Annotated in this window: 13 protein-coding genes and 8 pseudogenes; 3 read left to right on the forward strand and 18 right to left on the reverse strand. The window is 59.2% G+C overall.

Annotation, left to right across the window (positions count from 1 at the left end; genetic code table 11):
* Positions 1 to 75: 75 nt before the first annotated feature.
* Positions 76 to 846: pseudogene (locus tag AC0L3H_RS11700) on the forward strand (integrase core domain-containing protein); the annotation flags it as partial.
* A 40-nt stretch (positions 847 to 886) separates the two neighbouring features.
* Here the strand turns inward: AC0L3H_RS11700 and AC0L3H_RS11705 are convergent.
* From AC0L3H_RS11705 to AC0L3H_RS11720, 4 genes and pseudogenes are all read right to left on the reverse strand, one after another.
* Positions 887 to 1,390: an ATP-binding protein gene (locus AC0L3H_RS11705; protein WP_473585552.1), complete on the reverse strand. Its 504-nt coding sequence runs from the start codon at positions 1,388 to 1,390 to the stop codon at positions 887 to 889.
* Positions 1,390 to 1,910, reverse strand: a pseudogene (locus AC0L3H_RS11710) (Mu transposase domain-containing protein); the annotation flags it as partial. The gene AC0L3H_RS11705 and the pseudogene AC0L3H_RS11710, both read right to left, overlap by 1 nt.
* An 8-nt stretch (positions 1,911 to 1,918) precedes the next feature.
* Positions 1,919 to 2,101, reverse strand: a pseudogene (locus tag AC0L3H_RS11715) (transposase zinc-binding domain-containing protein); the annotation flags it as partial.
* A 277-nt stretch (positions 2,102 to 2,378) separates the two neighbouring features.
* Positions 2,379 to 2,471, reverse strand: a pseudogene (locus AC0L3H_RS11720) (hypothetical protein); the annotation flags it as partial.
* Positions 2,472 to 2,898: 427 nt separating this feature from the next.
* Between AC0L3H_RS11720 and AC0L3H_RS11725 the strand changes: the two are divergent.
* A pseudogene (locus AC0L3H_RS11725) lies at positions 2,899 to 4,060 on the forward strand (IS110 family RNA-guided transposase).
* Positions 4,061 to 4,565: 505 nt separating this feature from the next.
* Here the strand turns inward: AC0L3H_RS11725 and AC0L3H_RS11730 are convergent.
* The 6 genes and pseudogenes from AC0L3H_RS11730 to AC0L3H_RS11755 form a co-directional block, all read right to left on the reverse strand.
* Positions 4,566 to 5,588, reverse strand: a pseudogene (locus tag AC0L3H_RS11730) (IS5 family transposase); the annotation flags it as partial.
* Positions 5,589 to 5,611: 23 nt separating this feature from the next.
* Positions 5,612 to 6,798: pseudogene (locus tag AC0L3H_RS11735) on the reverse strand (IS3 family transposase).
* Between the two features lie 64 nt (positions 6,799 to 6,862).
* Positions 6,863 to 7,093 (reverse strand): annotated as a pseudogene (locus AC0L3H_RS11740) (transposase); the annotation flags it as partial.
* Between the two features lie 481 nt (positions 7,094 to 7,574).
* The gene (locus tag AC0L3H_RS11745) at positions 7,575 to 9,059 is read right to left on the reverse strand and encodes an aldehyde dehydrogenase family protein (protein WP_473585553.1); all 1,485 of its coding nucleotides are present in this window, start codon (positions 9,057 to 9,059) and stop codon (positions 7,575 to 7,577) included.
* A complete protein-coding gene (locus tag AC0L3H_RS11750) occupies positions 9,052 to 10,428 on the reverse strand; it encodes an aminotransferase (protein WP_473585554.1) in 1,377 nt (458 codons plus the stop codon). The genes AC0L3H_RS11745 and AC0L3H_RS11750 overlap by 8 nt, the downstream gene beginning before the upstream one ends.
* Before the next feature lie 62 nt (positions 10,429 to 10,490).
* Entirely contained in the window at positions 10,491 to 12,158 is a 1,668-nt protein-coding gene (locus tag AC0L3H_RS11755; protein WP_473585555.1) for a hydantoinase B/oxoprolinase family protein, read from the reverse strand.
* A gap of 571 nt (positions 12,159 to 12,729) precedes the next feature.
* Here AC0L3H_RS11755 and AC0L3H_RS11760 point away from each other — a divergent pair.
* The gene (locus AC0L3H_RS11760; protein ID WP_473585556.1) at positions 12,730 to 14,523 is read left to right on the forward strand and encodes a CocE/NonD family hydrolase; all 1,794 of its coding nucleotides are present in this window, start codon (positions 12,730 to 12,732) and stop codon (positions 14,521 to 14,523) included.
* A gap of 2 nt (positions 14,524 to 14,525) precedes the next feature.
* Here AC0L3H_RS11760 and AC0L3H_RS11765 read toward each other — a convergent pair whose 3' ends face one another.
* The 8 genes from AC0L3H_RS11765 to AC0L3H_RS11800 all read right to left on the reverse strand — a co-directional run bounded on the left by AC0L3H_RS11765 (position 14,526) and on the right by AC0L3H_RS11800 (position 23,269).
* On the reverse strand, positions 14,526 to 14,768 hold the full coding sequence (locus AC0L3H_RS11765) for a hypothetical protein (RefSeq protein ID WP_473585557.1): 243 nt from the start codon (positions 14,766 to 14,768) through the stop codon (positions 14,526 to 14,528).
* Between the two features lie 587 nt (positions 14,769 to 15,355).
* Positions 15,356 to 16,285 (reverse strand): polysaccharide deacetylase family protein, encoded by a 930-nt coding sequence (locus AC0L3H_RS11770; protein ID WP_473585558.1) that lies wholly within the window; start codon positions 16,283 to 16,285, stop codon positions 15,356 to 15,358.
* 317 nt (positions 16,286 to 16,602) lie between these two features.
* Complete coding sequence (locus AC0L3H_RS11775; protein WP_473585559.1) at positions 16,603 to 17,586, reverse strand: ABC transporter ATP-binding protein; 984 nt, start codon at positions 17,584 to 17,586, stop codon at positions 16,603 to 16,605.
* Complete coding sequence (locus tag AC0L3H_RS11780) at positions 17,583 to 18,572, reverse strand: ABC transporter ATP-binding protein (protein ID WP_473585560.1); 990 nt, start codon at positions 18,570 to 18,572, stop codon at positions 17,583 to 17,585. Before AC0L3H_RS11780 ends, AC0L3H_RS11775 begins: the two co-directional genes overlap by 4 nt.
* Positions 18,569 to 19,438 (reverse strand): ABC transporter permease, encoded by an 870-nt coding sequence (locus AC0L3H_RS11785; RefSeq protein WP_473585561.1) that lies wholly within the window; start codon positions 19,436 to 19,438, stop codon positions 18,569 to 18,571. The genes AC0L3H_RS11780 and AC0L3H_RS11785 overlap by 4 nt, the downstream gene beginning before the upstream one ends.
* 11 nt (positions 19,439 to 19,449) lie before the next feature.
* Positions 19,450 to 20,472, reverse strand: coding sequence for an ABC transporter permease (locus tag AC0L3H_RS11790; RefSeq protein ID WP_473585562.1), 1,023 nt, complete (start codon positions 20,470 to 20,472; stop codon positions 19,450 to 19,452).
* A 36-nt stretch (positions 20,473 to 20,508) separates the two neighbouring features.
* Complete coding sequence (locus AC0L3H_RS11795) at positions 20,509 to 22,068, reverse strand: ABC transporter substrate-binding protein (RefSeq protein WP_473585563.1); 1,560 nt, start codon at positions 22,066 to 22,068, stop codon at positions 20,509 to 20,511.
* A gap of 61 nt (positions 22,069 to 22,129) precedes the next feature.
* A complete protein-coding gene (locus AC0L3H_RS11800) occupies positions 22,130 to 23,269 on the reverse strand; it encodes a serine hydrolase domain-containing protein (protein ID WP_473585564.1) in 1,140 nt (379 codons plus the stop codon).
* Positions 23,270 to 23,610: the final 341 nt, after the last annotated feature.

The following is a 23,610-nucleotide window of genomic DNA, read 5'->3' on the forward strand; positions in this document are numbered from 1 at the left end:
ACACGATCGACCATCCGAATCATCTCCCTCTCTTCCTTACCCCCGGAATCATCAATCCGATTCTGTGCAAAGGCCTCCTATGGGCAGACCCGCATCGCCAACGAAATGCGCAAGCGCGGCCACTCGGTCTCGCCGTCGGGCGTCCGCGGGGTGTGGCGTCACGATCTGGAGACGATGAAGAAGCGGCTGAAGGCGCTGGAGGCCAAGGTCGCCCAGGACGTATCGTGCTCACCGAGAGCCAATTGGCGGCGCTGGAAAAGGCCAAGCTGGACAAGGAGGCGCATGGTGAGTTCGAGAGTGAATGCCCGGGCTATTGCGGCGACCAGGACACCTTTTACGTCGGCAACATGAAGTGGGTGGAACGCATCTATCAGCAGACCTTCCTCGACACCTATTCGAAGGTCGCCTTCGCCCAAGCTCGATGACCGCAAGACGCCGATTACCGCCGCCGATCTCCTCAACGATCGCGTGGTGCCGTTCTTCGACGCCCACGACGGTAAGCTAAGCCGGGTGCTGGCCGACCGCGGCACCGAATATCGCGGCAATTCCGAACACCACGAGTACGAGCTCTATCTGGCGGTCGAGGACGTGGATCATTCCCGCACCAAGACCAAGAACCCGCAGACCAATGGCATCGTGGAACGCTTCCACAAGACGGTGCTGGACGAGTTCAACCGGGTCGCCTTCAGGAAGAAGATCTACGGCTCGATCGAGGAGCTGCAGGCCGATTTGGATGAATGGGTCAGAAGTTACAATGAGCAACGCCCACATCAGGGCCGCTGGTGCTTCGGCAAGACGCCGATGCAGATCTTCCTTGACACGGCCCCGCTGGCGATCGCTGCCTGATCCTATCGGACAGGCAAAACCGACCATTCTCAGATGCCAACTATCCGATCAAGTGAAAACTTCTCCACGTCAGCTGCTTTTCGAGTGAACCGTCGTCATGGGCTTTGGCTAGCATCGCCACGAGCGTGGCCGCCGTGACGAACTGGACGCTGTAGTTCTGCCGGATCGCCTCGCGCCCGAGAGCCACCGCCAGATGTGTATTGCCCGTACCCGGAGGTCCAAGGAACAGGACCGTGTCGCCATGAACAATCCAGCGGCAGGTCGCCAGCTCCCGGATTTGGCGCTGATCCGCGACGGTTGCGCGTCGAAGTCGAAGCCGTCGAGTTCGCGCACAAACGGGAACTGCGCGATCTTGCCTGCCATGGAGATCCGCCGCTCGTCGCGCCTCGCGATCTCGCGCGTCACCAAGGAAGGCCAAAGCCTCACGCAAGGTCATCTCCGAACGCGCCGCTTCGTCCAGCAGCGTATCGAGCTGATCCCGGATCGCGTTCAGCTTCAGCCGGTCGAGCTGAGCCACCAACATCTCATGATCGATCGCCGTCATCACCAGCCGCTTCCCACCAGTGCCTCATATTCGGCCAGTGGCCGCAACAGAGCGGAAGGCGCAACAATCTCCGCCGTCGTCGATCGTACCGGCCCAGCAGCGCCAACCACGCCAGCAACATGCGCGCGCTCGACAATCCGTTGGCGACGTCTCCGGCACAAGGCATGATCCGCCACCACCTCGCCCGTATGACGCACGATAACCCGGCCGCCCAGCACCACGACTTGGACGCTCTCCCCGATCAGCCGCCCGGAACCGAGTAGCTGTTCGTGTCCAGGTCGATTGCGCAGTCCGCCTGGACCTTGCGCACGAGATCCCGCAGCTGCCCGAACGGCGCCCGGCCGCCGAGCAGGCGAAGCGCCACGGCCTCTTCGGCAAAGCGCTCCGCAGGAGCCACGCCGGTCGTGCCATGCACACGCTGATCGGCAATCTCACGCGTCCACCGGTCCAGAAGCGCCTCGAACGCCGCCCAGTTCTCGAACCGGCGGCCGGCAATTACATTGCGCTTGACGTAGCCGACCCTCAGGAATTGTAGGGCCACGCGGCTCGCCCCGCAAGACCGACAGCCCTCGACTTGGCCGCCCAGTTCGGCGGTTCCGGCACAACTCGATGGCGCTCATCGTGCGGCGCTCGACGCGTCCGAGATGACCGTCATTAGCCTGCCGATACGCCCTCGCCATGGCGGCGGAAGATATCCGCCACCTCCAGTATCGTAGCGCTGCCCTTGCGCCAGGCCCAGTCGTCGATGCCGACCACCCGCGGCGCGTCCGGCGGCTCGAACCTGGCTGCGCGGATCATCGGCAGCAGCGTATCGCCGCTTACCGGCATGGCGAGTTTGCGACAGGCGCGAGCCGGATTCACCGCCGACCGCGAAGCCGATCACCAACTGGAGCTCGACGAGGCGGGCGGTGCATCTCGCCTTCGGCTGCACCGTTTCCGGCAACCGTTCCGTAAAGATCCGCTGACCGCATTGCGGATCGGCGCAACGGAACCGCCTGGCGTGAAGCCGGGTTTCGACAACCCGTCCCTGCCACGGCAGATCAGCCACCCGGCGCATGTAGTGGCTGTGGACGCGACCGGTTCGGCAGCCGCAGGACTATCGACTTTGGCCGGGCCACAAGCACCACCTTGTCGGCCTGTGGGAGGATTTGGACAATCGAAAGCTCGGGCGAGACCAGAGAGCGGAAGGCATGGAGCACGGGCGAATCACCAGCGTCGACTGCGATTCCGACTCTATGGACTCATTCGCACCGCCCGTGAATCCCGGCACCTGCACCAGATATGCGGAAGATCCCCACATTGTGTGATTGATTGAGGCCAATTCGTCGACCGTGAACATGAGATTGGTCAGGCTTCGATCTCGTTTGGCTGACTTTGAGAGGCGGCGAGGAGAAGCCACAGACGAGCCTTCAGCCACCTGAGCAGGAGGCAGAAGATGATATGGGGCGAGCGGCGAGGGTGTGGCATCCTTCGGCGCTCCAAGAACATCCAGCAGAAGGAGCGTCCCTATGTCGCAATCTTTTGACGCGAGCCGGTCCCTTACCGCTCTTGAGCAGAATAACACGATCATCACCATCATCGAAATGAGCAAGGCGAAGTGGCTGGTTGCCGCGCTTGTTCCGGGCCTCAAGCGCCAGCCGCTCAAGAAGCTCGATGCCGACGCGCCAGCACTGTTGAAGCTGCTGCAGCGCTGGCGCGACGAAGCCGGCCAGGCCGGGCACGCGATCAAGCGGATCGCCGTCGCCTATGAGGCGGCGACGGCTTCTGGTTGGCGCGCTTTTTGCGGGCGCACGGCATCGAGGCATACGCCATCCATCCCGCCAGCGTTGCGGTGTCGCGCGAGCACCGCCGCGCCAAGACCGATCGCCTCGACACCGAGGTGTTGATGCGTGCCTTTCTTGGCTGGCTGCGCGGCGAGAAACGTCATTGCTCCATGGCTGCGATCCCGACCATCGAAGAGGAGGACGCGCGACGGCCGAGCCGCGAGCGGGAGAGCCTGGTCGGCGAGCAGACGCGGCTTATCAACCGCATCAAGGCAGTGCTCGCCCGCTTCGGCATCCACAGCTTCCGGCTGAGCCTGCGCTGCGCGGCGGATAGGCTCGAGAATATCCGCACGGCTGAGGGGACGGCGCTGCCGCACAACACCCGCGCCGAGGTCCACCGCTTCCTCGAGCGGCTCAACCTGGTGCGCCAGCAGTCCGCGCGATCGAACAGGAAAGGGAGCGCAAGCTCTCGGCCGTCCCGGCGGCGGAAAACGGCCCGTATGCGATGGTTCGCCTCATCGCGCGGATTATCGGCATCGGCGTCGAGACGGCGGACATGCTGGTCCACGAGATCCTGTCGCGCGGCTTGCGCGATCGCCGCGCCGTGGCGCGCTATGCCGGGCTGACGGGGTCGCCGGACGAGAGCGGCAAACGCCGCCGCGAGAAAGGGCTGGCACGCGCCGGCAATGCCCGCGTGCGGCGCGGCATGATCCAGTTGGCCTGGCGGTTTCTGCGCTTCCAAAAAGACAGTGCCCTGGCCCAATGGTTCCAGGCGCGCACGAACGACGGCCGCAAGACGAAGCGCAAGACGATGATCGTAGCGCTGGCCCGCAAGCTGCTGATCGCGCTGTGGTGTCTCGTCACCGCGGGCGAGGTGCCGCAAGGCGTCAGTTTGCGCGCGGCGTGACAGCCACATGGGAAGAGGAGAACAAGGCACAATCCTATTGGCGGGCATCTAGCAAGGTCTGCCGATGACGATCCGAGGTGGCGGTGACCCGCGCTACAACATGGTGTTTTACAGGCCGTGCTGAAGAATGGGCCCGCCGCCCCGGAGCTTCGCCACCGATGCGCATGCTGCATCATGGTTCAGATCCACGGGGGATCTACCGCATACAAGTCTGCCGCGCGACCTCCGCGCCTGGCTCGGCGAGCTCGCCTCGGAATCCATCGTCGGCTTTTTGGCCCCCTGCAAGAAAGGGGCTCACCCGACCCCGACAAAGCCTGCCGCCGGTGCTCGTGACCGTCAAGGACAAGTCGCTGCACGATGGGCCTGCGCCCCCACCCTTGACCGTCCCTGCGCGCGGCGGCCCGTTCGAAGCAGGTCGGGACGAGGAGATGGGTCGCCAGTTGGCCGAACCAGGAGATGAGGAAACGAACCACGAACCAAGCTTGACAATCATCGCCCCATACAAGTTGTAGCCGGCGGCGGCCAGAATGGCGTTGACGGCGTCGCCTTGCTTGCTGGCGAGATAGTTGCGGCCCATCCGGTGCTCAGCCTTGATGTGGCCGATCACGGCTCGATCGCGGAGCGGCGGCGCATCTGGCGCTTGATGGCTGGGGTGACGCGGCGCTTCTGACCGCTGGTGAAGACCCTGAACTTGTGGCTCTGCGGTGCGTTGTGGCCGCGATAGCCGGCGTCGGCGAGAACGCGGCTGATCTCGTTGCCGATGGTCTTTTCCATGTCAGGGATGATCGCTGCGAGCGTGTGGCCGTCATAGGGATCGCCGGGCAGCGCTTTTGCATGCAGGGCGAACTGGCCACCCTTTGAGCGCTTCAGCGTGGTGGCCACGGACACTTTCACCCCGAACTCGTAGGGCGAGGGCGCATGCGCCTTGCCCTTACCGATGCATTCCACCTCGTGCGCATGCAGGCTGTAGATTTTGCGGCCGCGCTGGCGCTGGCGCTGCTCGAGAACGGTGGCCGCCTGGTAGAGCGGCCATTTGAAGAGCGCGTCCAGCCCCGCATCGCCGGCGATCTGGCGAGAGATGTCGCGAATGGTCCGGCCGAGATAGGTCTTGAGCCTGCGCAGCGCCTTGTTCGCCCGCTTGAACTGCTTGGCGTGGGCATAGCGCTGGTGGCTGATCAGCGCCAGCTTGCCGACCCGCACATAGCTCTGGCGCAAATGGAGCCCGTTCCTCTTGGCCAGCCGCACCAGCCGTTCGCGGGCCCGGTGGATGAGCTTGGCGTCGGTCGGGAACATGACGTTCTTCGGCTGCACGGTCGTGTCGACGATGACCTGGCGCGTGTCGGCCGGCTTCATCGCCCCGGTCTTGACCGCAAGGCTGAGGCTCTCCTGCAACAGCGCCACGATCCGCTCCTCGCCCATACGGCTGCGCCAACGCGGAGCGGTCAAAGGGCAGTGCGTGGCGGAAGAACTCCTCACCGCACAGATACTGGAAGTAGGGGTTTTCCACCCAGCGCTCGCACAGCCTCGTCCGACTGACCTGCCACCGGATTTTCATCCAGCCGCAATTAGAGCCTCGGCGGGTTTTACGCCGTATGGCGCGGGTTGAGCAACGGGCGATCGGCGGAGCTGGTCGGGGTTGCGCAGCCGATCGTCCGTTGCGGTGAGATTGGCGGCATAGGCCGCGGGCGTGAGATATCCGACGCTGAATGTGGGCGTGATCGGTTGTAGTCGTCCCTCCATTCGGCAATCGTCGTGCGGGCATGGTCGAGGCCGAAGAACAGGGTCTCGTTCAAGAGTTCATCCCGCATACGCCCGTTGAAGCTCTCGCAGAAAACCGTTCTGCATCGGCTTTCCCGGTGCGATGTAGTGCCATTCCACCTGATGGTCCTTCGACCAGGCGAGCATGGCGTTCGAGGTGAATTCCGTGCCGTGATCGGAGACGAGCATGCCGGGCTTGCCGCGGCGGGCGATCAGGTCCGTCAGTTCGCGCGCCACACGCCGGCCCGAGATCGAGGTGTCGGGGATCGCCGCCAGGCACTCTCGCGTCACGTCGTCGACGACGTTGAGAATGCGGAAGCGCCTGCCACAGGCGAACTGGTCGTGGACAAAATCCAGCGACCAGCGCGCGTTCGGCTTCGCCTCAACCAGGATCGGCGCCCGGGTGCCGACCGCACGCCGTCGCGCACGCCGTTTGCGCACCGCCAGCCCTTCCTCGCGGTAGAGCCGGTAAATGCGGTTGATCCCCGCCGGCTCGCCATCCTGCCGCAGCAGGATGAACAGCCGCCGGTAGCCGAAGCGGCGGCGTGCGTTGGCGAGATCACGCAGCCGGCCGCGCAACTCCGTCTCCGGCGGCCGCCGCGGCCGGTAGCGGATCATCTTGCGCTCGGCGCCGACAATGGAACAGGCCCGACGCTCCGACAGACCCAGCACGGTCTGCAGATGCGCGACGGCTTCGCGCTTGGCGGCGGGCCCTACCATTTTTTTGACAGGAGCTCGCGCAACGCCGAGGCTTCCAGCATCTGGTCGGCCAGAAGCTTCTTCAGCCTGGCGTTCTCCTCCTCCAGCGCCTTCAGCCCCTTGGCGTCGGAGACCTCCATGCCGCCATACTTCGCCTTCCAGTTATACAGCGTCGCCTCGGAGATCCCGTGCTTGCGGGCCACATCGCCCGCCTTCGCCCCCGCCTCGTGCTCGCGCAAAACCGCGATGATCTGCTCTTCCGTAAAGCGCTTTCTCTTCATCTGTCCGTCCTTCAATCAGGCCGGACTCTAATCAAAGCCGGAGGAAATTACCCGTGGCAGGTCACGACAGGTTGAAGGTGTGCTTGAGGATCGCCAGCCCCGCCATCAGCCGGGTCGGCAGCGGCGGCATGCCGGGACCGTCCGAATAGACCGCACCGAAACGCCCCTCCAGCATCGGCCAGTCGATCGCCTGCGCCAGGCGCACCAGCTCGTGCTTCATGTTGATGATCTGATCGAGCCTGGAGCGGAAAAGATCCTGCTCTCCCGTCTCGCGCTTCTCGCGTGGCCTGGACATTCGCCGTCCCCTCGATTCGCCGCCGCCGACCGAGTGAATCACGCTCCGCGGCACAAGGGAATCTGGAAACCCGAATTGCAGGAAAACAGCGCCCAAACACCGAAAATCCTGCAATTCCAAACCTGACTTCCGCTTCAATCAACGTGCCAGATCAACGACTTGCGGATAGTTCACGGCCGACCAATTCTGCTTCTGTGTTCGACGTGGGATTTTTATCGCGAGACAGGCGGCGCGCGATTCTTAGCCGAAGATCATCCCTTCGCCGGGACGCGAATTCTTACTCGGTTACTCCGTCGGTAGTTCAACAACTGTCAGACCACCAAACGACCACGTCCGCCGACGGGCGCGTGAGAATGCGGTGTAAAGCGAAGCGCGGTTGAGTGACGGATCTATTCTTCACTGCTTCGCTCTGTTATTTGATGGTATGTTCATCTCCTTGCCGACGCTGCGATGAGATTCGTTGCCCTCCCTTGACGAGTTATTATCGGATATTGATCAGCCTGTGATGAACGAATGTATCAAGCCCTCTGCGCCCACCTTCATATCCGTAGCCACTTTCCTTCACGCCACAGAACGGCGTGAATTCCGTAACAGTGGCGGTCGTGTTGACGAACACACCACCTACATCGAGGTTTTCAGTCAAACGTTCAATGCGTTCGCGTGATTGCGTGTAGACATAAGCGGCTAATCCGTAGGGCAACGCGTTCGCGATGCGCACCGCCTGCATCTCATTGTTGAACCCGATGATCGGCGCGAGTGGCGCGAAATATTCGTCGCGCATTACAAGGCTGTCAAGGGCCGCTTCGCACAGTACTGTGGGTTCAAAGAAATAACCTGGACCCTTGACTCTATTGCCACCGGTGATGATCCGAGCTCCACCCGCTATTGCGTCTTCAACCACCGCCACTGTGCCATCAATTCTACGCGAGTGCGTGAGTGGACCGATATCTGTGTCCGGATCCAGTCCATTTCCGATCCTTAAGCTCCGGACTTTGCACAAGAACGCGTCCAAGAAACTGTCATAAGCCGGCATTTCGATGAGAAGTCGACTAGGAGCGGTGCAGATCTGGCCGGCGTTTGCAAATTTGGATGCAGCAAGTTCACTTGCTGCTTGCTCTATATCAGCATCTGCGAAGACAAGTGCAGCTGAGTGCCCGCCCAATTCCATGCTGGCGGATTTCATTCCCTCGGCCGCCAGACGCGCAAGGGATTTGCCAACTGGGATGGAGCCAGTAAGCGAGATTTTTCGAACCACCGGCGATGCGATCAATTGCCTTGAAATCTCAGCGGGATTGCCAAAGACTAGATTCAGATATCCATTGGGCAAGCCGGCTTCCTGAAGGGCTTGTGCGAGCTCAATTGCTGCCGAAGGCGTTTCCTCTGCCGCCTTCAAGATAACGGGACAGCCAGCAGCTATTGCCATCGCCAGCTTGCGCCCCGGCAGCACCAGAGGAAAATTCCAGGCGGTAAAGGCTGCAACGACACCGATCGGCACTGGTTTCGACGAACGCCTAATCGCTTGTCGGTTATCCCCAAGATCGGCATCACACAATTCCAGCGCCAGTTGCGCATAATATCGAAACAGCTCGACGACCCGGCCGACCTCGGCCCGGGCCTGGCCCAGTGGCTTGCCCTGCTCCAGAACTATACGCAATGAAATCGAGGCTTCCCTTTCCGCAAGGATATCGGCTGCTCGTTCCAATACTTGCTTCCGGTTCTCAGGCAAGAATCGGCGCGAGGACCCGAACGCGCGCTCAGCCGAATGCAGCGCCTTTTCCAGCAATTGGGGAGTGGCCGAAGGGAGAAGACCTAACATTGTCTCGTCAGCTGGGTTTATCACTTCCTTGGGCGCAGCAAAGCTGGACTCGATAAGTTCACCATCGATGAACATTCCGAGGGTCGGGTAGCCTGAATTTGCTCCGGCAATCGTCGAGTTATGCAGACCTGTCACCTTGGTGCTATGCATTGGCTTGTACCATTTGCCAAGTTTCGGCTAAGGCCGCATCAAACCGTCGGAACATCTCGTCTATTTCGGGTTCTGAGATGATCAGCGGGGGGCAAAAAGCGATAATGTCCCCGATACTCCGGATGATCAGTCCATGGTTCTGGCACTGCTGGTTACAGAATGGACCTACTTTCAGCGACTTGTCGAATTGCGCCTTAATGGCTGGGTCAGGCGAGAATTCAATCGCGCCGAGCAGACCGACCCGTCGAATATCCCCAACCATGGGATGGCTGGCGAAGGAATCAATGCGCTGCGCAAAATGATCTCCGACAGACTGGACGTGCTGGAAAATCGAGCGTTCTTCATAAATTTCGAGGGTCCGGAGCGCGACCGCCGCGGAAACCGGATGACCCGAATACGTAAAGCCGTGAGCGAATGCGCCATATTTCTCGCTGCCGCTTATGAGCGGTTCCCAGATAGTCGGCGCCACAATTGCGGCCGAGATCGGCAGATAGGCGGAGGACAGGGCCTTGGCGACTGTGATAACATCTGGCTGCAGATGGTATGTATCGGAGGCAAATGCGCGCCCGGTGCGCCCGAAGCCGCAGATGACCTCGTCCGCCACGAACAGAATCTGATTTTCCTTCAGGATTTTCTTAACTCTATCGAAGTAGCCGGCTGGCGGCGGCACCACGCCGCCGCCGGCTATTACCGGATCGGCGTAGAATGCGGCGATTGTGCCCGCGCCCTCGCGCTCGATCAACTTTCTAAGATCGTCCGCGCAGCGCTCGGAAAACTGCTCTTCGCTTTCGCCCGATAGGCCCTCGCGATAGTAATCTGGGCACATGCATTTTAGAAACCGATCGAGCGGCAGGTCGAAACCATTGTGACACGGTTCCAACCCTGTCATGGAAGCTGTCGCGAGCGTGACGCCGTGATAGCTCCGCAGACGCGTAATGATCTTCTTCTTCTCTGGAAGGCCCAGAATATTGTTGGTGTACCAGATCAGCTTGATAACCGTGTCGTTGATTTCAGACCCGGAATTGGCAAAAAAGACACGCCCGTCAGATATGGGAACCATATCCTTTAGGCGATCGGCGACTTCGATCATTGGTCGAGTCGCCATGCCGTTGAAGCTATGATATGTCGGCAACTTATCGAACTGCTTGGCAGCCGCGGCCGCAAGTTCGGGTTCGCTGAAGCCAAGCGAAGTGCTCCATAGCCCAGCCAGCCCTTCAATATAGCTCTTGCCATTCTCGTCGATGACATGGATGCCGTCACCACGCTCAATTAGCAACGGGCCAGTGCGCTGATGGTCGGCAAGATTTGTGTATGGATGGATCAGCGCATGCTTATCCAAATCCACAAGTGACCTGTTCTTATCGTGCATTTTTCCTCCACATTTCCCGGCCGAGCGGAGCTAACCAACTGCGAATGGGAACGCACTCTGTGTCACAGTTTTGGTTCGTAGCCGTAGTCCTGAATTGCGCCTTCGACGGTAATAAAGCCGTCTGTGATATCGTCTTCGATTGCATTTCTATCGCGCTGCAACGCATCACCGTATCCGCCGCCCCCGCCGGACCGGCAAATGATCAAATCGCCAGACTTCAGCCTGATGCCATTAGCTTTCAGGCGGCTGGTTTCTCCTGCTTCGGAGGATTTTACGATTAGCGATGGCGGACGTCCTTGCTTGCCGCCGAGGAGGCCCCATGCAGGGGTAACAGATCTTTCCCACCAGAAACCAGCAGCGCAATTGTCGGACAGGATCTCATACGTCTTTTTTATGCCGCAGCCGCCACGCCATTGTCCGGCGCCGCCGGAATCGGGGCGGAGGCAATACTCCTTGATCCTGAGCGGATAGCGCGTTTCACAAACTTCTATGGGGATGTCCCTCAGGCCGCCATTAACTTTATTGATCAGTCCGGAGACCCCATCATGACCACGGAACGCCCCCCAGCCTCCGGCATGACACTCGAAATCGATAAAAATCCCTCCACTACGGGGATCCGTGCCCGACATGATCACCGGATTTGAATCGCCATAGTCAGCAGCTGTAACGTTGTCTGGCATCGCGCTGGCGAGTGCCTTGGCGAGGAGGTCGATTTGCAATCCCAGGGAACTGAAGTACCAGTTTGCCGGTGCGGGACTGGTACAGGCGAGAAACGATCCCTCACGCAGTTTTACTGACAGCGATCGAAACGAGCCACCGTTAACCGGCTTGTCCGATGCGAACAGATATTTGAAGCCGACTCGACAGGCTGAGATTGTCTGGGATGCCCCGCTGTTGATCGGGCCAGGCGCCTGGTCACTGGCCTCGCTTACATCGATTTCGATATCGCTACCCTCTATAGTAACTCGCATTTTCACCTGGAGCGGGCCGTTCCCCAATCCGTCATCGTCGACAAAACCTTCCGCCGAGTATTCTCCATCCGCAATCGCTTCGATGGCTGCCCGTTCAAAGCCTTCGGTTTGATCAAAGATGACCTTCTTCGCCTCCGTAACAACTTCAACTCCATATTTGTCGAGAAGTTCGATAACGCGGCGAGACCCCACGCTCGCAGCCGCGATCTGCGCCTTGAGATCGCCGATTACTCCTTTGGGTAATCGGGTGTTGGCTTCGATCACATCAACCACGTCGCGATTGATTTCGCCCCCTATTGCCACTCGGGTGGGCGGAAGGCGTAGGCCCTCCTGGAATATCTCCGTTGAGTCGAACGACTGTCCTGGATCCTTGCCGCCAATGTCCAACCAGTGCGCTCGGGATACAGCGAAACCAAAGAGCTCGCCCCTGAAAAAGATCGGCGCATATACAGAGACGTCATTAAGATGGGTGCCAACCACGTAAGTATCGTTCAGTGCCCAGATGTCGCCTTCGCGCCAAATGTGCCTGCCGAATTTGCGCTCCGTATATTCCGAACAGATTTCCAGATTGCCGAGAAATATCGGCAGGCCCGACGATTGGCCGAGAACCTTATGGTCGCGGTCCAGGATCGCAACAGCGCAATCCTTCATCTCATAGATGATCGGTGTGAATGCGGATCGGATCAGCATCGCGTTCATTTCTTCCGCGGCGGATATCAATCCATTCCTGACGATCTCAACAGTGATGGGGCTCAACATTTTCCATCTCATTTCCCAACTCTGATGCTCATGATCCACCGCTCTTCGAGTTCCACAAATCGACTTCGGTCCGCTCCGCGCTTTCGAACGCTCAAGGCTCGCCGACTCCGACACACCGTCGGCAGCGAGGCCAAGCCCTGCCCTAGGTCCGCAGCGTATTCAATTCTGGCCCAACCTACGGCGGCATGTGCAAAGATCCCCATTCCATGCCCAGAACCATGAGCCTCTTAACTTTCAAAGGTTCCGCCAACGATAGCCGTCACCGAAAGGCTCGCTAATATCAAAGTTTTGCTAGCCACAGTGAAATTGATATGAGCCACGCCGCACCAGTTCTGGTCTTCTAGCGTTACCTTGAACCTGCGGCGCTTCGTAGGTTCGACGCTTTGATCGCGGCAGAAGTGTATCGAGGGAGGAGTTCCACCCAGGTCAGGTGGGGCACCTTCTGCGGTGTCGGTCATTCCGATGGATTACCGCTTCTCGTCAAGCGCGATGCTGCGGCTCATGCAATGCGTTGTTCAAAAGGCACTCGCAACGAAAAAATGTGGAAATTCATCAACATGGACGGTCATAAATGAACCTGGTCAAAACCCCTCTTACTGAAGCTGACGTGGTGCGCGACATCGGCTACGCACCTATGAAGGATGGAACACGTATCGCTTACATTTCATATCGGTTGAAACTTGGCCGCTATCCAAGCGTCTTTTGGTATTCCCATTATAAAGCAAGTGCCGCACCTTTCGAAATGGCAAAGCAATTTCTCGAAGCCGGCTACGCTTTCGTTGGTGCCAACTTCCCCGCGACGGGTTGCTCGGAAGGTGTGGTGGACTATTTTTGGGGCGATCGCAGGGAGGGAATCTGCGGAGCCGAAGTGGTCGAGTGGATTGCTCGGCAGTCCTGGAGCGACGGCAATGTCGGTATGATTGGGAATTCAACTCCCGGCACAGCTCAATTCTGGGTCGCAGCAGAGCGGCCGCCTCACCTAAGAGCTCTCGTTGCGAGTGGCGTTGCGGATGGCTACGAGAACGGCATGTACACGGGCGGGATGTTCCAGTTGGGTGCTGCGGCGTGGGAAGTCACGACTAAGTCCACCCAGGCGGCCGGTGCGGAATGGCGGATAAGCGCGGGTGATAACCAGTGCGCCGCAATTCGCGAGCGAAAGCAAGTCGTGAAACGCGGGTTTCTCGACGAGGTTAGAAGCCGCCCATTCAAGGATGAATGGTGGGATTCAGTCACGTTGGCTCGCAAGGAGGTTGCGGGCAAGGTCAATGTGCCCACTATGCTTATTGCCTCCTGGCAGGATGAGTTTGGCGGCGTCGCCATTCAAAGCATCCGGCTATTTACTCAACTACTGACAAGCGTGAAGCACAAGAAACTTTTGCTCATGAACGGCGATCACAATATCGCCGGTCCCCACTCGACTATGGGAATTCGAAGCTATGGCTTTGTCGATACGGAGCAGATGAGGTTCCTGGACCGTTGGGTGAAGGGCATTGAGAATGGTGTAGAAAACGAAGCTCCGGTCACCGTGTATTGGGACGTTCGAGAGGTTGATGGGAACGCTAAGAAAGCGTTTGCGGGTTGGACCACGATGCATGAGACTTGGCCAGAACCTTCCGTTGAGCGTCTTCCATTATATCTGACGGCCGATGCCGCGCTCTCTTTTGATGAGCCGATTGGCAGTCCAACCGATGGCGTCCGCGCCTATCTCTATCCGACGGCAGCGGAGCTCGTTGGCAGCAGCCAGCAGTTCGCGCTCCAGCCATATTCCCCCGGTGTTCTGAACTACCGAACGGCCCCGGCCGATTCGGACATGGTGGTGCTTGGTAACCCCGAGGTCACACTCTATCTCAGTATCGACTATGGCGATGACGCAGATCTCGGGTTAACACTGAAAGATGTCGATGCCGAAGGCAATGTCCTCTTTCTGCAGGGAGGCTTGCTGCGAGCTTCGCTGCGAGCGATCGACACAGAGCGGACATATGAAGACGAGGTGGTTCATTCGTTTCGCAAGGGCGAAAAGCTCATACCGGGTAAAATCTACGAGATAAGGATGTCGTTGCTGAACCCGATTGCTCACGTTGTCCGGCAAGGGCACCGCCTCGAACTGACTATCGGCGCTCCTAGTTCTATTCTTGACCAGACATCGGCTCCCGATCGATATCCGCACAATTTTTACAGCAGCATCCCTGTCGCAGGACCGTCCGTCAACAGGGTCTATCACTCAAAGAAGTACCCTTCGAAAATCCTGCTTCCCGTCATACCGGGGGCAGTAGCCCAAGCGTCGGCGCCTGCCCCCCTCACGTTGCGAGGCCAGCCTTCTCGAAAGCAAACCGAGTTTGTGCCCGGAGGGCTGCCGATTCTGTAGCTTCAGCTCCTACCGGCCAGGGTCGATGGCTGAGTTGCGCGGATCTTCTTGCGCAGCCACAGCTTGAGCTCGAACTCGGTGACGATCGGCCAGGTCTTATGGCGAATGGCGCGGCGCGCTCCCCTGATGGGCCCAGACCTCGTTCTCGATCCCGTAGAGTGGTAGAGTTGGGTGATACGCAGGAGCGCCTCGCTGGAGGTTTGCGCGGGGCTGGCTGCGGCCAACGCGTCGACACCAGCGGCCATGATAGCATGGACGCATCCTTCCGGGGAGGCTTGCCCGCAAACGAATTTTTCGGGTCGGCCGCTACGGAGCGTGGAGCGTGGGCACGACGTCCTCTTTTTTCGTGATGCCGCCGCGAGAGGCACGCTGCCACGCAGTCACACGGCGGAATGCGCGCCGTTCCCATGAAGGAAGAGAGTCGCTCCGTCAGAGAGATGCTCATCCCGCATCTAATCAACGCAATTCGCGTAATCGATGCAATCACCAGGCGGAATTCGAAGTTATCGGACCGAACCGGCTGATGACAACCGGGTACACAACCTCAGCCTGCTGACCGACTGAGCTGCGCCGTCGTCGAACAACTCGGAGGGGTTATTAAGCTGCGCTTCTTCCAGGTCCCATCGCTGGGATGAGGGCCCGCAGGGTGGTCGCCAGTGGTGCTGTGAAACCCTCGACAAATCACGCCTCCTAGTTAACCTGTCGACCAAAGATCTGATGGCATGATGTCGAGTCGTCGCGCTGACCACGACAGTAGCATGATACAGCAATATGATGCCAACTCGAAGGGGACATGATGAGCATACGCCTATTGCAGAACCATAGCGCGCAATCACGCGTGTCGTCTGGGCCAGTTATAATCAGCAGGCATTGGCTCAACTCCGCGGGCATCGGGTAGTGCCATAAGGCGACGGTCTTCGTCGTCGTCCTGCCAGCACGCGGTGATCTCGTCGCAGGTCGCGAACCAAACCCCCTCGTGAGACTTGAAGTATTCGATGAGACGCCCCAACATGATCATGTGATGTGCCTGGCCGATAATCTGCGGATGCAGTGCCATTACATAGATGCCGTTGGGCTGGTTGTTATAGCAGTAATCGAATATGTCCTTCCAGCGGCGGAGAACGGTTTCTGTATCGCCCATACTTTCGTTAGCGCCGGTGTAAGCCAATGGGGGGAAATCGTCCAAATACCAGCTTACGGGGAGCTCGAGTACCTTGCTAGCCGCACCAGCGACGTTACCCAATTCCCAACGTACCTGCCAGCGCTGCGGACGGTAAGGGACGAAATCCCGTGCCATCAAGCTGCTGTCGTACTTGAAACCTGCTTCCTCGATCAGATCGAGTGTGCTTTCACTATAATCCCAATATGGAGAACGATAGCCGACCGGCCGAAGGCTGAGCACGCTCTGGTATGTCTTGAATGCAAGATCCATAAGGCGCTTCTCCGTCTCACGGGAAATCAAGGTCGGGTTCTCATGGTAGTAGCCGTGATGGCCTATCTCATGGCCCTCGTCGCAGATTCGTCTGCTGATTTCTGGGAAAGTGTCAATTGTATGGGCGGGAGTGAAAAACGTGGATTTGATGCCTGCCCGCTTGAAAAGGTCAAGAATTCGCGGCACGCCGACGGCAGCGCAAAATTCACCGCGGGACATGGAGGACGGGGTGGGGCGGTTGAAGCCGCCCAGCCACAGTGCCTGAGCATCGAAATCGACTCCTAAATTTACGGCAATCTTTTTGCCTCGCGGCAGGTTAAGTTTACCCATTGGTCTGTCCTTTCGGGCTGTGGACTCTTCGCGAAATCCCTCGAGCATGACGCCCCGATGATCAATTACGCCGCAGGCGGATTGCCGCGCAGGTTGGAGCGATGATAATTCCGCCCACAAACCACTACTCATTCCGCGGTTTCCAGCGCGGTTGGTTGTCGAACAAGATGTCGAGGTCGGGATTGGCGATCGAGGGGATCGTCATGCGGCGGGCCTTTCAAAGATGGGGTTCGTTAGTGAGAGTCACGCTTCGGCAACCATAATGGTGGCACCTTTTGCGGCCGCCCGCATATTCACGCAGCTTCATGCAGGTCTCTTTATCGGTGACGTTTTTCGGGCGCTAATGGACGGAAGCATGCGTAAGCCCGTCGTCCCGGCTTTTCTTCGCAAAGCGCGGGCACCGATGAGCGACACTCGTTCACCGCCCAACAGCAACGGGGTGCGAAGGCGCAGCCGGGAGGGCGGTTGAGAGGGCTCGGGACCTCGCCGTCGAGCGGTGGGGACTGGCGCCGTCGCCGAGGATCGATGACGGGCACGGCGTCGAGCAATGCCCGCGTGTAAGGGTGGCGCGGATTGGCGAACACCTCATTAACGGACCCGCTCTCAACAATCCGGCCAAGATACATGACCGCGACACGATGGGCGATGTAGTCGACGACACCGAGATCGTGTGTGATGAACAGGTAGCTGACGTTTGATCTGGCCTGGAGAGCCTTAAGGAGCTTCAGAATCTGGGCTTGCACGGAGACATCGAGCGCCGCGGTAGGCTCATCAAGCACAAGCAGCCGTGGTTCAAGCGCCAACGCACGTGCGATGGCGACGCGCTGCATCTGCCCGCCCGAGAGCTGATGGGGATAGCGGTTGAGGTAGTCCACGCTGAGTCCAACTTGGCTCAGCAATTCGCCGGCGCGCCGGGTGACGGCTTCGCCCCGCATGCCTAAAATACCGCTCAGCGGTTCGCCGACGATCGAGCGCACCGTCATCCTCGGATCGAGCGAGGAATGCGGGTTCTGAAACACCACGCCGACGTCGCGGCGTGGGGGCATTGTGGTCCCGTGAAGGTGAGCGGTGACTATATTGCCGCCGATCTCGATTGTGCCTGCATCGAATTTCATAAGCCCCAGGAGTGCAGAGGCGAGCGTGCTCTTGCCGCAGCCCGACTCGCCGACGAGCGCTAGCGTCTCGCCCGGCGCGATCTGAAAGCTGATGTCGTCCAAGGCCTTTATGGCGCCGTGACGCGTGGGATACACTTTGCACAGGCCCTCCACGGAGACCAGGCGAACGGGCGGTGCGGCATTCATGGTGCCTTCGTGACCTGCTGATGGCGAACGGCATGATGGCATAGCGCCCAGTGGTCCTCGCCAAAGGTCCGGGCCGGCGGATCCGCCTCTGCGCAGATGCCAGTCGCCCGGTCGCACCGGTCGTGAAACGCGCAACCCTTCGGTATCACGCCAGGATTGGGTACATGGCCGGGTATAGAGACGAGATCGCGGGTACCGCGGCCAACTACGGGAACCGTACCCAGCAGCTTTGCCGTGTAGGGATGGCGAGGCTGGTCAATCACCGCCTCCACGCTGCCCATCTCAACGATCCGGCCCGCATACATGACGGCCACGCGGTCGCAAAGTTGCGAAACGATGCCGAGATCGTGTGTGATGAACACGACGGCAAGGCCTTTCTCATCGGCCAGGCGACGCAGGAGCCAGACGATTTGTACCTGGATGGTCACGTCGAGCGCCGTCGTTGGCTCATCGGCGATCAAAAGGCGCGGCTGGCAAGCGAGCGCGAGCGCAATCAGGGCGCGCTGGATCTGTCCGCCCGAAAGCTGGTGCGGGTATTTCTCAAGCGCCAGCTCCGGGTCAGGGATGCGCACGGCCTTGAGCTCGCTCAGGGCCACAGAACGCGCTTCGGGCCGGCCGACCGGTCGGTGGCAAGAAATAACATCGATCATCTGCCGCCCAAGCGTGAAGAACGGGTTCATGGAACGCATAGGATTTTGGAAGATCATCGCAATGCGGCTGCCGCGCATCGCGCGCACCTCGGACTCGGGCCGCCCAATGACCTCCTGCCCGTCGATCCTGATGCTGCCGGTGACGCAACCGGGCGGCGGCACCATGCCAAGACAGGCGCTCGCGGTCATGGACTTCCCGCAGCCCGACTCACCTACCAAGCCGAGCACTTCGCCTGCGACAACTTCGAAATTAACACCGCGCAGGATCGAAGTCGATCGGAAAAGGCCGGGAAAAGTCACTCCGAGGCCGCTCACGTGAAGAACCGCGTCGCTCATTCCCGTCGACCCTGCTTTGGGTCCAGAATATCGCGGAGACCGTCGCCAACGAGATTGAGCGCAAGCACTGTCACGAAGATGGCCAGACCCGGAAACAGCGCAGTCCACCAATGATCGAGAAAGTCGACGCGGGAATCCGCCGCCATCAGTCCCCACTCGACCGCCGGAGCCCTTGCGCCCAAGCCGATAAAGCTCAGCGATGCCCCAGCCAGAATCGCGTAGCCAAAATCTGCCGAGGCCGCAACGATGACCGGCGTCAACGAGTTTGGCAGCACGTGGCGAACCAGAATGCTCGGATGCCCCAAACCGATCGTTCGCGCGGCACCGATGTAAAGTTCCTCGCGCACTCGCAGAACCGCGCCGCGCATAATGCGCGCCGTTCCTGGGAACCATGAGACACCGAGCGCGATCACAGCGCTCCAAACGCCAGGACCAAGTGCGGCAATGATGGCGATCGGCAGAAGCAGTGGCGGAAACGCCAAGAAGACATCTGCTATCCGCATCAAAAGAAGATCGGTCCTGCCGCCGAAATACCCAGCCACAAGTCCGATGGGAACGCCGATGACTAACGATAGAAGGACAACACAAAGGCCGACGAGCAGCGATATCCTTCCTCCATGAAGCACCCTGGCGAAGATGTCCCTGCCGAAGCGATCCGTGCCCATCAGATGCTCAGCGCCGGGGGCTAAAAGCCGCTCCGACAACATGATTTTGGTCGGCTCATAGGGCGCAATCCAGTCGGCTAGCACGGTACCTGAAACCACCACCATGAGAATGGCCGCGCCAAAAACGAACAACCGGTGCTGTCCGAAGAATGCTCTTGCACGGATCAACCGGCCAGGCCACTCGATGACATCGGTTTGCATCATCATCTCCATTACGCTGTTCTGAGCCGGGGATCGACGACCGCATACAGAAGGTCGACAATCAGATTGACCAGAAGGTATGTGCCGGCAAGAAAGAGTGTGGCACCGAGCGAGGCGGGGTAATCGTTCTGCGCGATCGATGAGATCACAAAGGCACCCAGCCCTGGCCAGTCGAAGACAGACTCGACCACAACGGCTCCGCCCAGAAGGTATCCATAGGTCAACCCAACGACCGTCAGGATTGGTATGAGGGTGGCCTTCAACGCATACCGATAATAGATCACGGACTTCGGGAGACCATAGGCAAACGCCGTCCGAATATATTCCTCCTTCAGAACCTCAATCATCATGTTGCGCGTGATGCGTGTCACGGTAGCAAGTAGCAGGATGGTCAAGGTGAGAAGTGGTAGGGCGATGTGTGCTAGAGCGCTCGTGAAACCCTCCCAATTGCCGGTAAGAGGGGCATCGATAAGGAAGAGGCCGGTGATCGGACTAATCGGGCTGCCCAAAAGGATCGAAGTATCCACGCGACCCTGGAGCGGTAGCCATCCGAGTGCGCCGTAAAAGAGGAGCTGCAGCGACATCGCCAGGATGAAAGAGGGGATCGCGACGCCGGCAACCGAGACCGTCCGGACGACATTATCGATGATCGAGTTCTGCCTTACCGCGGAAAGAATTCCGATAGGAACGCCCATGAGCAAAACGAGCACCATCGCCAAGGTAGTGAGTTCGAACGTCGCGCCTAACCGTTCGCGTACCTCCAACAGTACGGGCCGTCCGGTGAGCAGGCTGTTGCCGAACTCTCCGCGCATCGCATTGCCGATGAAACCCAGATATTGAACCGCGAGCGGCCTATCGAGTCCGAGTTCGGCATTCACCCTGGCGATCATCTCAGCGGGAGGCCGCCCCCCCAGCATCAATTCCGCTGGGGAGGGGGAGAGCACTCGGCTCAAGACGAACATTATGGTCATCACCCCTAAGACGACGCCAACAATCATTAACAGCCGCTGGGCCAAGTGCACTGCCACAGGCATGATGTTCTCCGCTACTTCTCCACCTCCCGCGGCCGCCTATCTGCTCAGGTTGTACAGCGAAAGCCATTCGTAGGCAGGATTGTTGGCTTCCTCCATTCCCTTGATTTCGGAAGAATAGGCGACGACCCGGTTAACGTCGGCATAAAAGATGGCGACGGCATTCTGCATCAGCCTGTCTTGCGCGGCGATATAGGCCTTAGCCGCAGCGTTTCGGTCTGCGCCTTCCAATTTGAAGCCCTCGCCCACCAAACGATCGAACTCTTCATCATGGTAATAGGAGAAGTTCCAGACGGGCTTCTCTTCGCTCTTAAAGATCCCCACACACTCCTGCGGCGACGGATAACTTGGCCACATTACCATCGCGTTCAGGTGACCGGTGGTTTCAGGAGACCGCGCCTTGGTGTTGTAGGTGGTGGCAACCGCCTCAAGCTCAAGCTCGACTTCGAGACCGACAGCCGCGGCGTTGGCCTGGAACAATTCTATTGCGTCGATCTGCTCCTGATTGCCGCCGTAGAACAGCGCTGTTATCTTCCAGTCCTTCTTCGGAACGCCGGACTCTTCTAGCAGCCCCAGCGCTTTTTGCGGATCGAATGTGCCCACGTCGTATGATCCATGCCCCCACAATGTCGATACGACGGGACCCACCGGCTTCTTGGCGATGCCATGAAAGATGTCCTTCAGCACCGACTCGTAATCCCAAAGATGCACCAAAGCCTGCCGGAATTTCAGGTTATCCGTGGGATATTTTTGGGTGTTGATCATATAGTACTGTGAGCGCCAACTGGAAATATTCGCGACGGAAACATTGGGCAAGGCCTCGAGGCTCTCGATCTGCGAAGCCGGAATACGCGGGCAAATGTTCGCCTCGCCGGAACGGATCATCTGTACGCGGGTCGACACTTCGGCGACATAGGGATGAAGGACACGGTCGATTTGTCCGGTTTCCCATCCGGCCCAGTAATCTTCGAATTTGTCGAGAACGATAAGCTTTCCCTGCTGGAATTGCGTTAGCTTGTAGGGCCCGGTGCCGATTGCATTACCCTGGTTCAGCCATTCGTCGCCCTTGTCGATGCCTGCTGGTCCGATCACGAAACTAGCATATTGTGCACCCGCCACGAGATCGAAGGCGATGATATCCTTAAAACGAAAGATAACAGTGTGTTTGTCGGGCGTTTCGATATGTTCCAAACCAGCGTAAAGCCAGCTCGACCCCTTCCCAAGGTCACGCGTATATTCGAACGACTTCTTAACTGCCTTCGAATTCAGCGGCGATCCATCGTGAAACTTTACCCCTTCGCGCAATTTGACGGTCCAGGTCTTGCCGCCGTCCGAACGCTCCCATTCGGTCGCGAGTTTCGGCAGGACCTTACCATCCTTATAGGAAAAGAGGGTCTCGTAGACGCTGCCGAGCACATAAAGTTCGCCCGCGTTGGCAGCGGCTGGATTCATATTCTGGTACGCTATATCCCAAATCCAGGTCAGCGTGTTCTTTTTTGTCTGCTGCGCGAACGCTTGAAGGCTGGACCAGTTCAGTCCAGCAATGGCAACGGACGAACCTGCCGCACCCTTCAGAATATCACGTCGATTCATCGTCATTGTATTTACCCTTTGCTTGGTTTCGCTTCTTAGTGAATGCTCCAGCAGGCCGACAACCCGCTCAGACCTCCGCGGCGAGTTTGGCCATCATCTTCACCAGAGGACCTTGGAAGTTGGGATCGGGGTCGGGGTCGCCCGTGTTCTCGAGCACGCTAAAGTAGACGACGACGATGCCGGTGTCAGGATTCGCGAGCATGTACTGACCGCCGTAGCCGCCGTGGCCGAGCCAGATGCCGTCGGTCGTTAGCTGGCGGCTATAACGCATCCAGTCGCGCGGTTTCGGCATGGGAGGACCGGGATTACGGCGTGAATCTTCAATGAAGGCGGTATCGCCGACGCGGCGCCCGTCGATACCCTCCCCCTTGCGCGCGAAGAGAAGGCCGTAGCGCGCGTGATCGCGGGCGGAGAGGCAGGCGCCGCCACTAATCAGTGGAACGCCCTCGCGGTCGCATGTCATGTGAAAGCATCCCTCGAGACCGGCCGCTTCGACGATCTCGATCAGCCAATCGCGCAGCGCCCGGCCGCTGGCGCGCTCGATAATCCAGCCAACGACATCGCTGTTCGTCGTCTTGTAAAGCGCGTGGCCGGTGCGATTCGCCAGATCGCCACCGGTGATGCCGCAGATGAAGGAGCGAGTCGTCTCTTGCTTCTGACCCTCCACCGGCAGGCGCCACCCGTTGGCGGCATCCAAGTTGGACCACGTGTAGGAATCGGTGTAGTCCTCTGTGTAATCGTTGGCGACGTTCATGTCGGCGACCGTCTTGACGGTCGCCTCGGCATAGCCCGTACCGATCTCCGGGAGATACCTGCGTACTTGGTCATCGAGGTTGACGAAACCGTCGGCCACCGCGCGGCCGAGCATCAGGTTGAGTGTCGTCTTGGTGACAGACATGATGGGATGCGGCCTGTCAGGCCCGAAGTCCGGCGCATAGCGCTCGTAGAGAATGCGCTCGCCGCGCACCACGATGAAGGCCGAGAAATGCGGCACGGCAAGGAAGCGTGCGACGTCGGGCCGATCGCCGATGGTCCAGTCGATCTGCTTCCTGAGCGGCAGGATGCGGGGAGCACGCAGCGACATCGCGTAGCGCGTCGCGGTGTGGAGGTTATGGAAACCGCGGCGGCGGTAGTCCGGCAGGTTCCACCGCGGCTGGTTGTCGTAAAGGATGGCGAGGTCGGGATTGGCGATCGATGGAACGGCCACGCGGTGGGCTCTCCCTTTTCTTAGCTTAAACATAGGGTTCGTTCGTGAGACTCACGCGTCGGCAACCATAATCTTGGCACCTTTTACGGCCGGCAGATCAAAACCGTTGCGCATACGGCTGGAACGGACGTGCCAGGTTGCCGGCGTCGGCAACGTCAGCGCACCCATTTAGATGAACGGATCGCGACCACCCCGTTCGTGCCTTGCAGATATTTGCCTCAATCACGTAACTAGATTCGTGATTGATTTTATCCCCTGCTCTAGATCCATTCTTGGCTCTTTTTTTCTCAGCTTAGCGATGGTTCCGGAACCGGCTAATATCAAGTCTTCGGTGGCCACCT

It is taken from the genome of Mesorhizobium sp. WSM4816 (genome assembly GCF_055811535.1).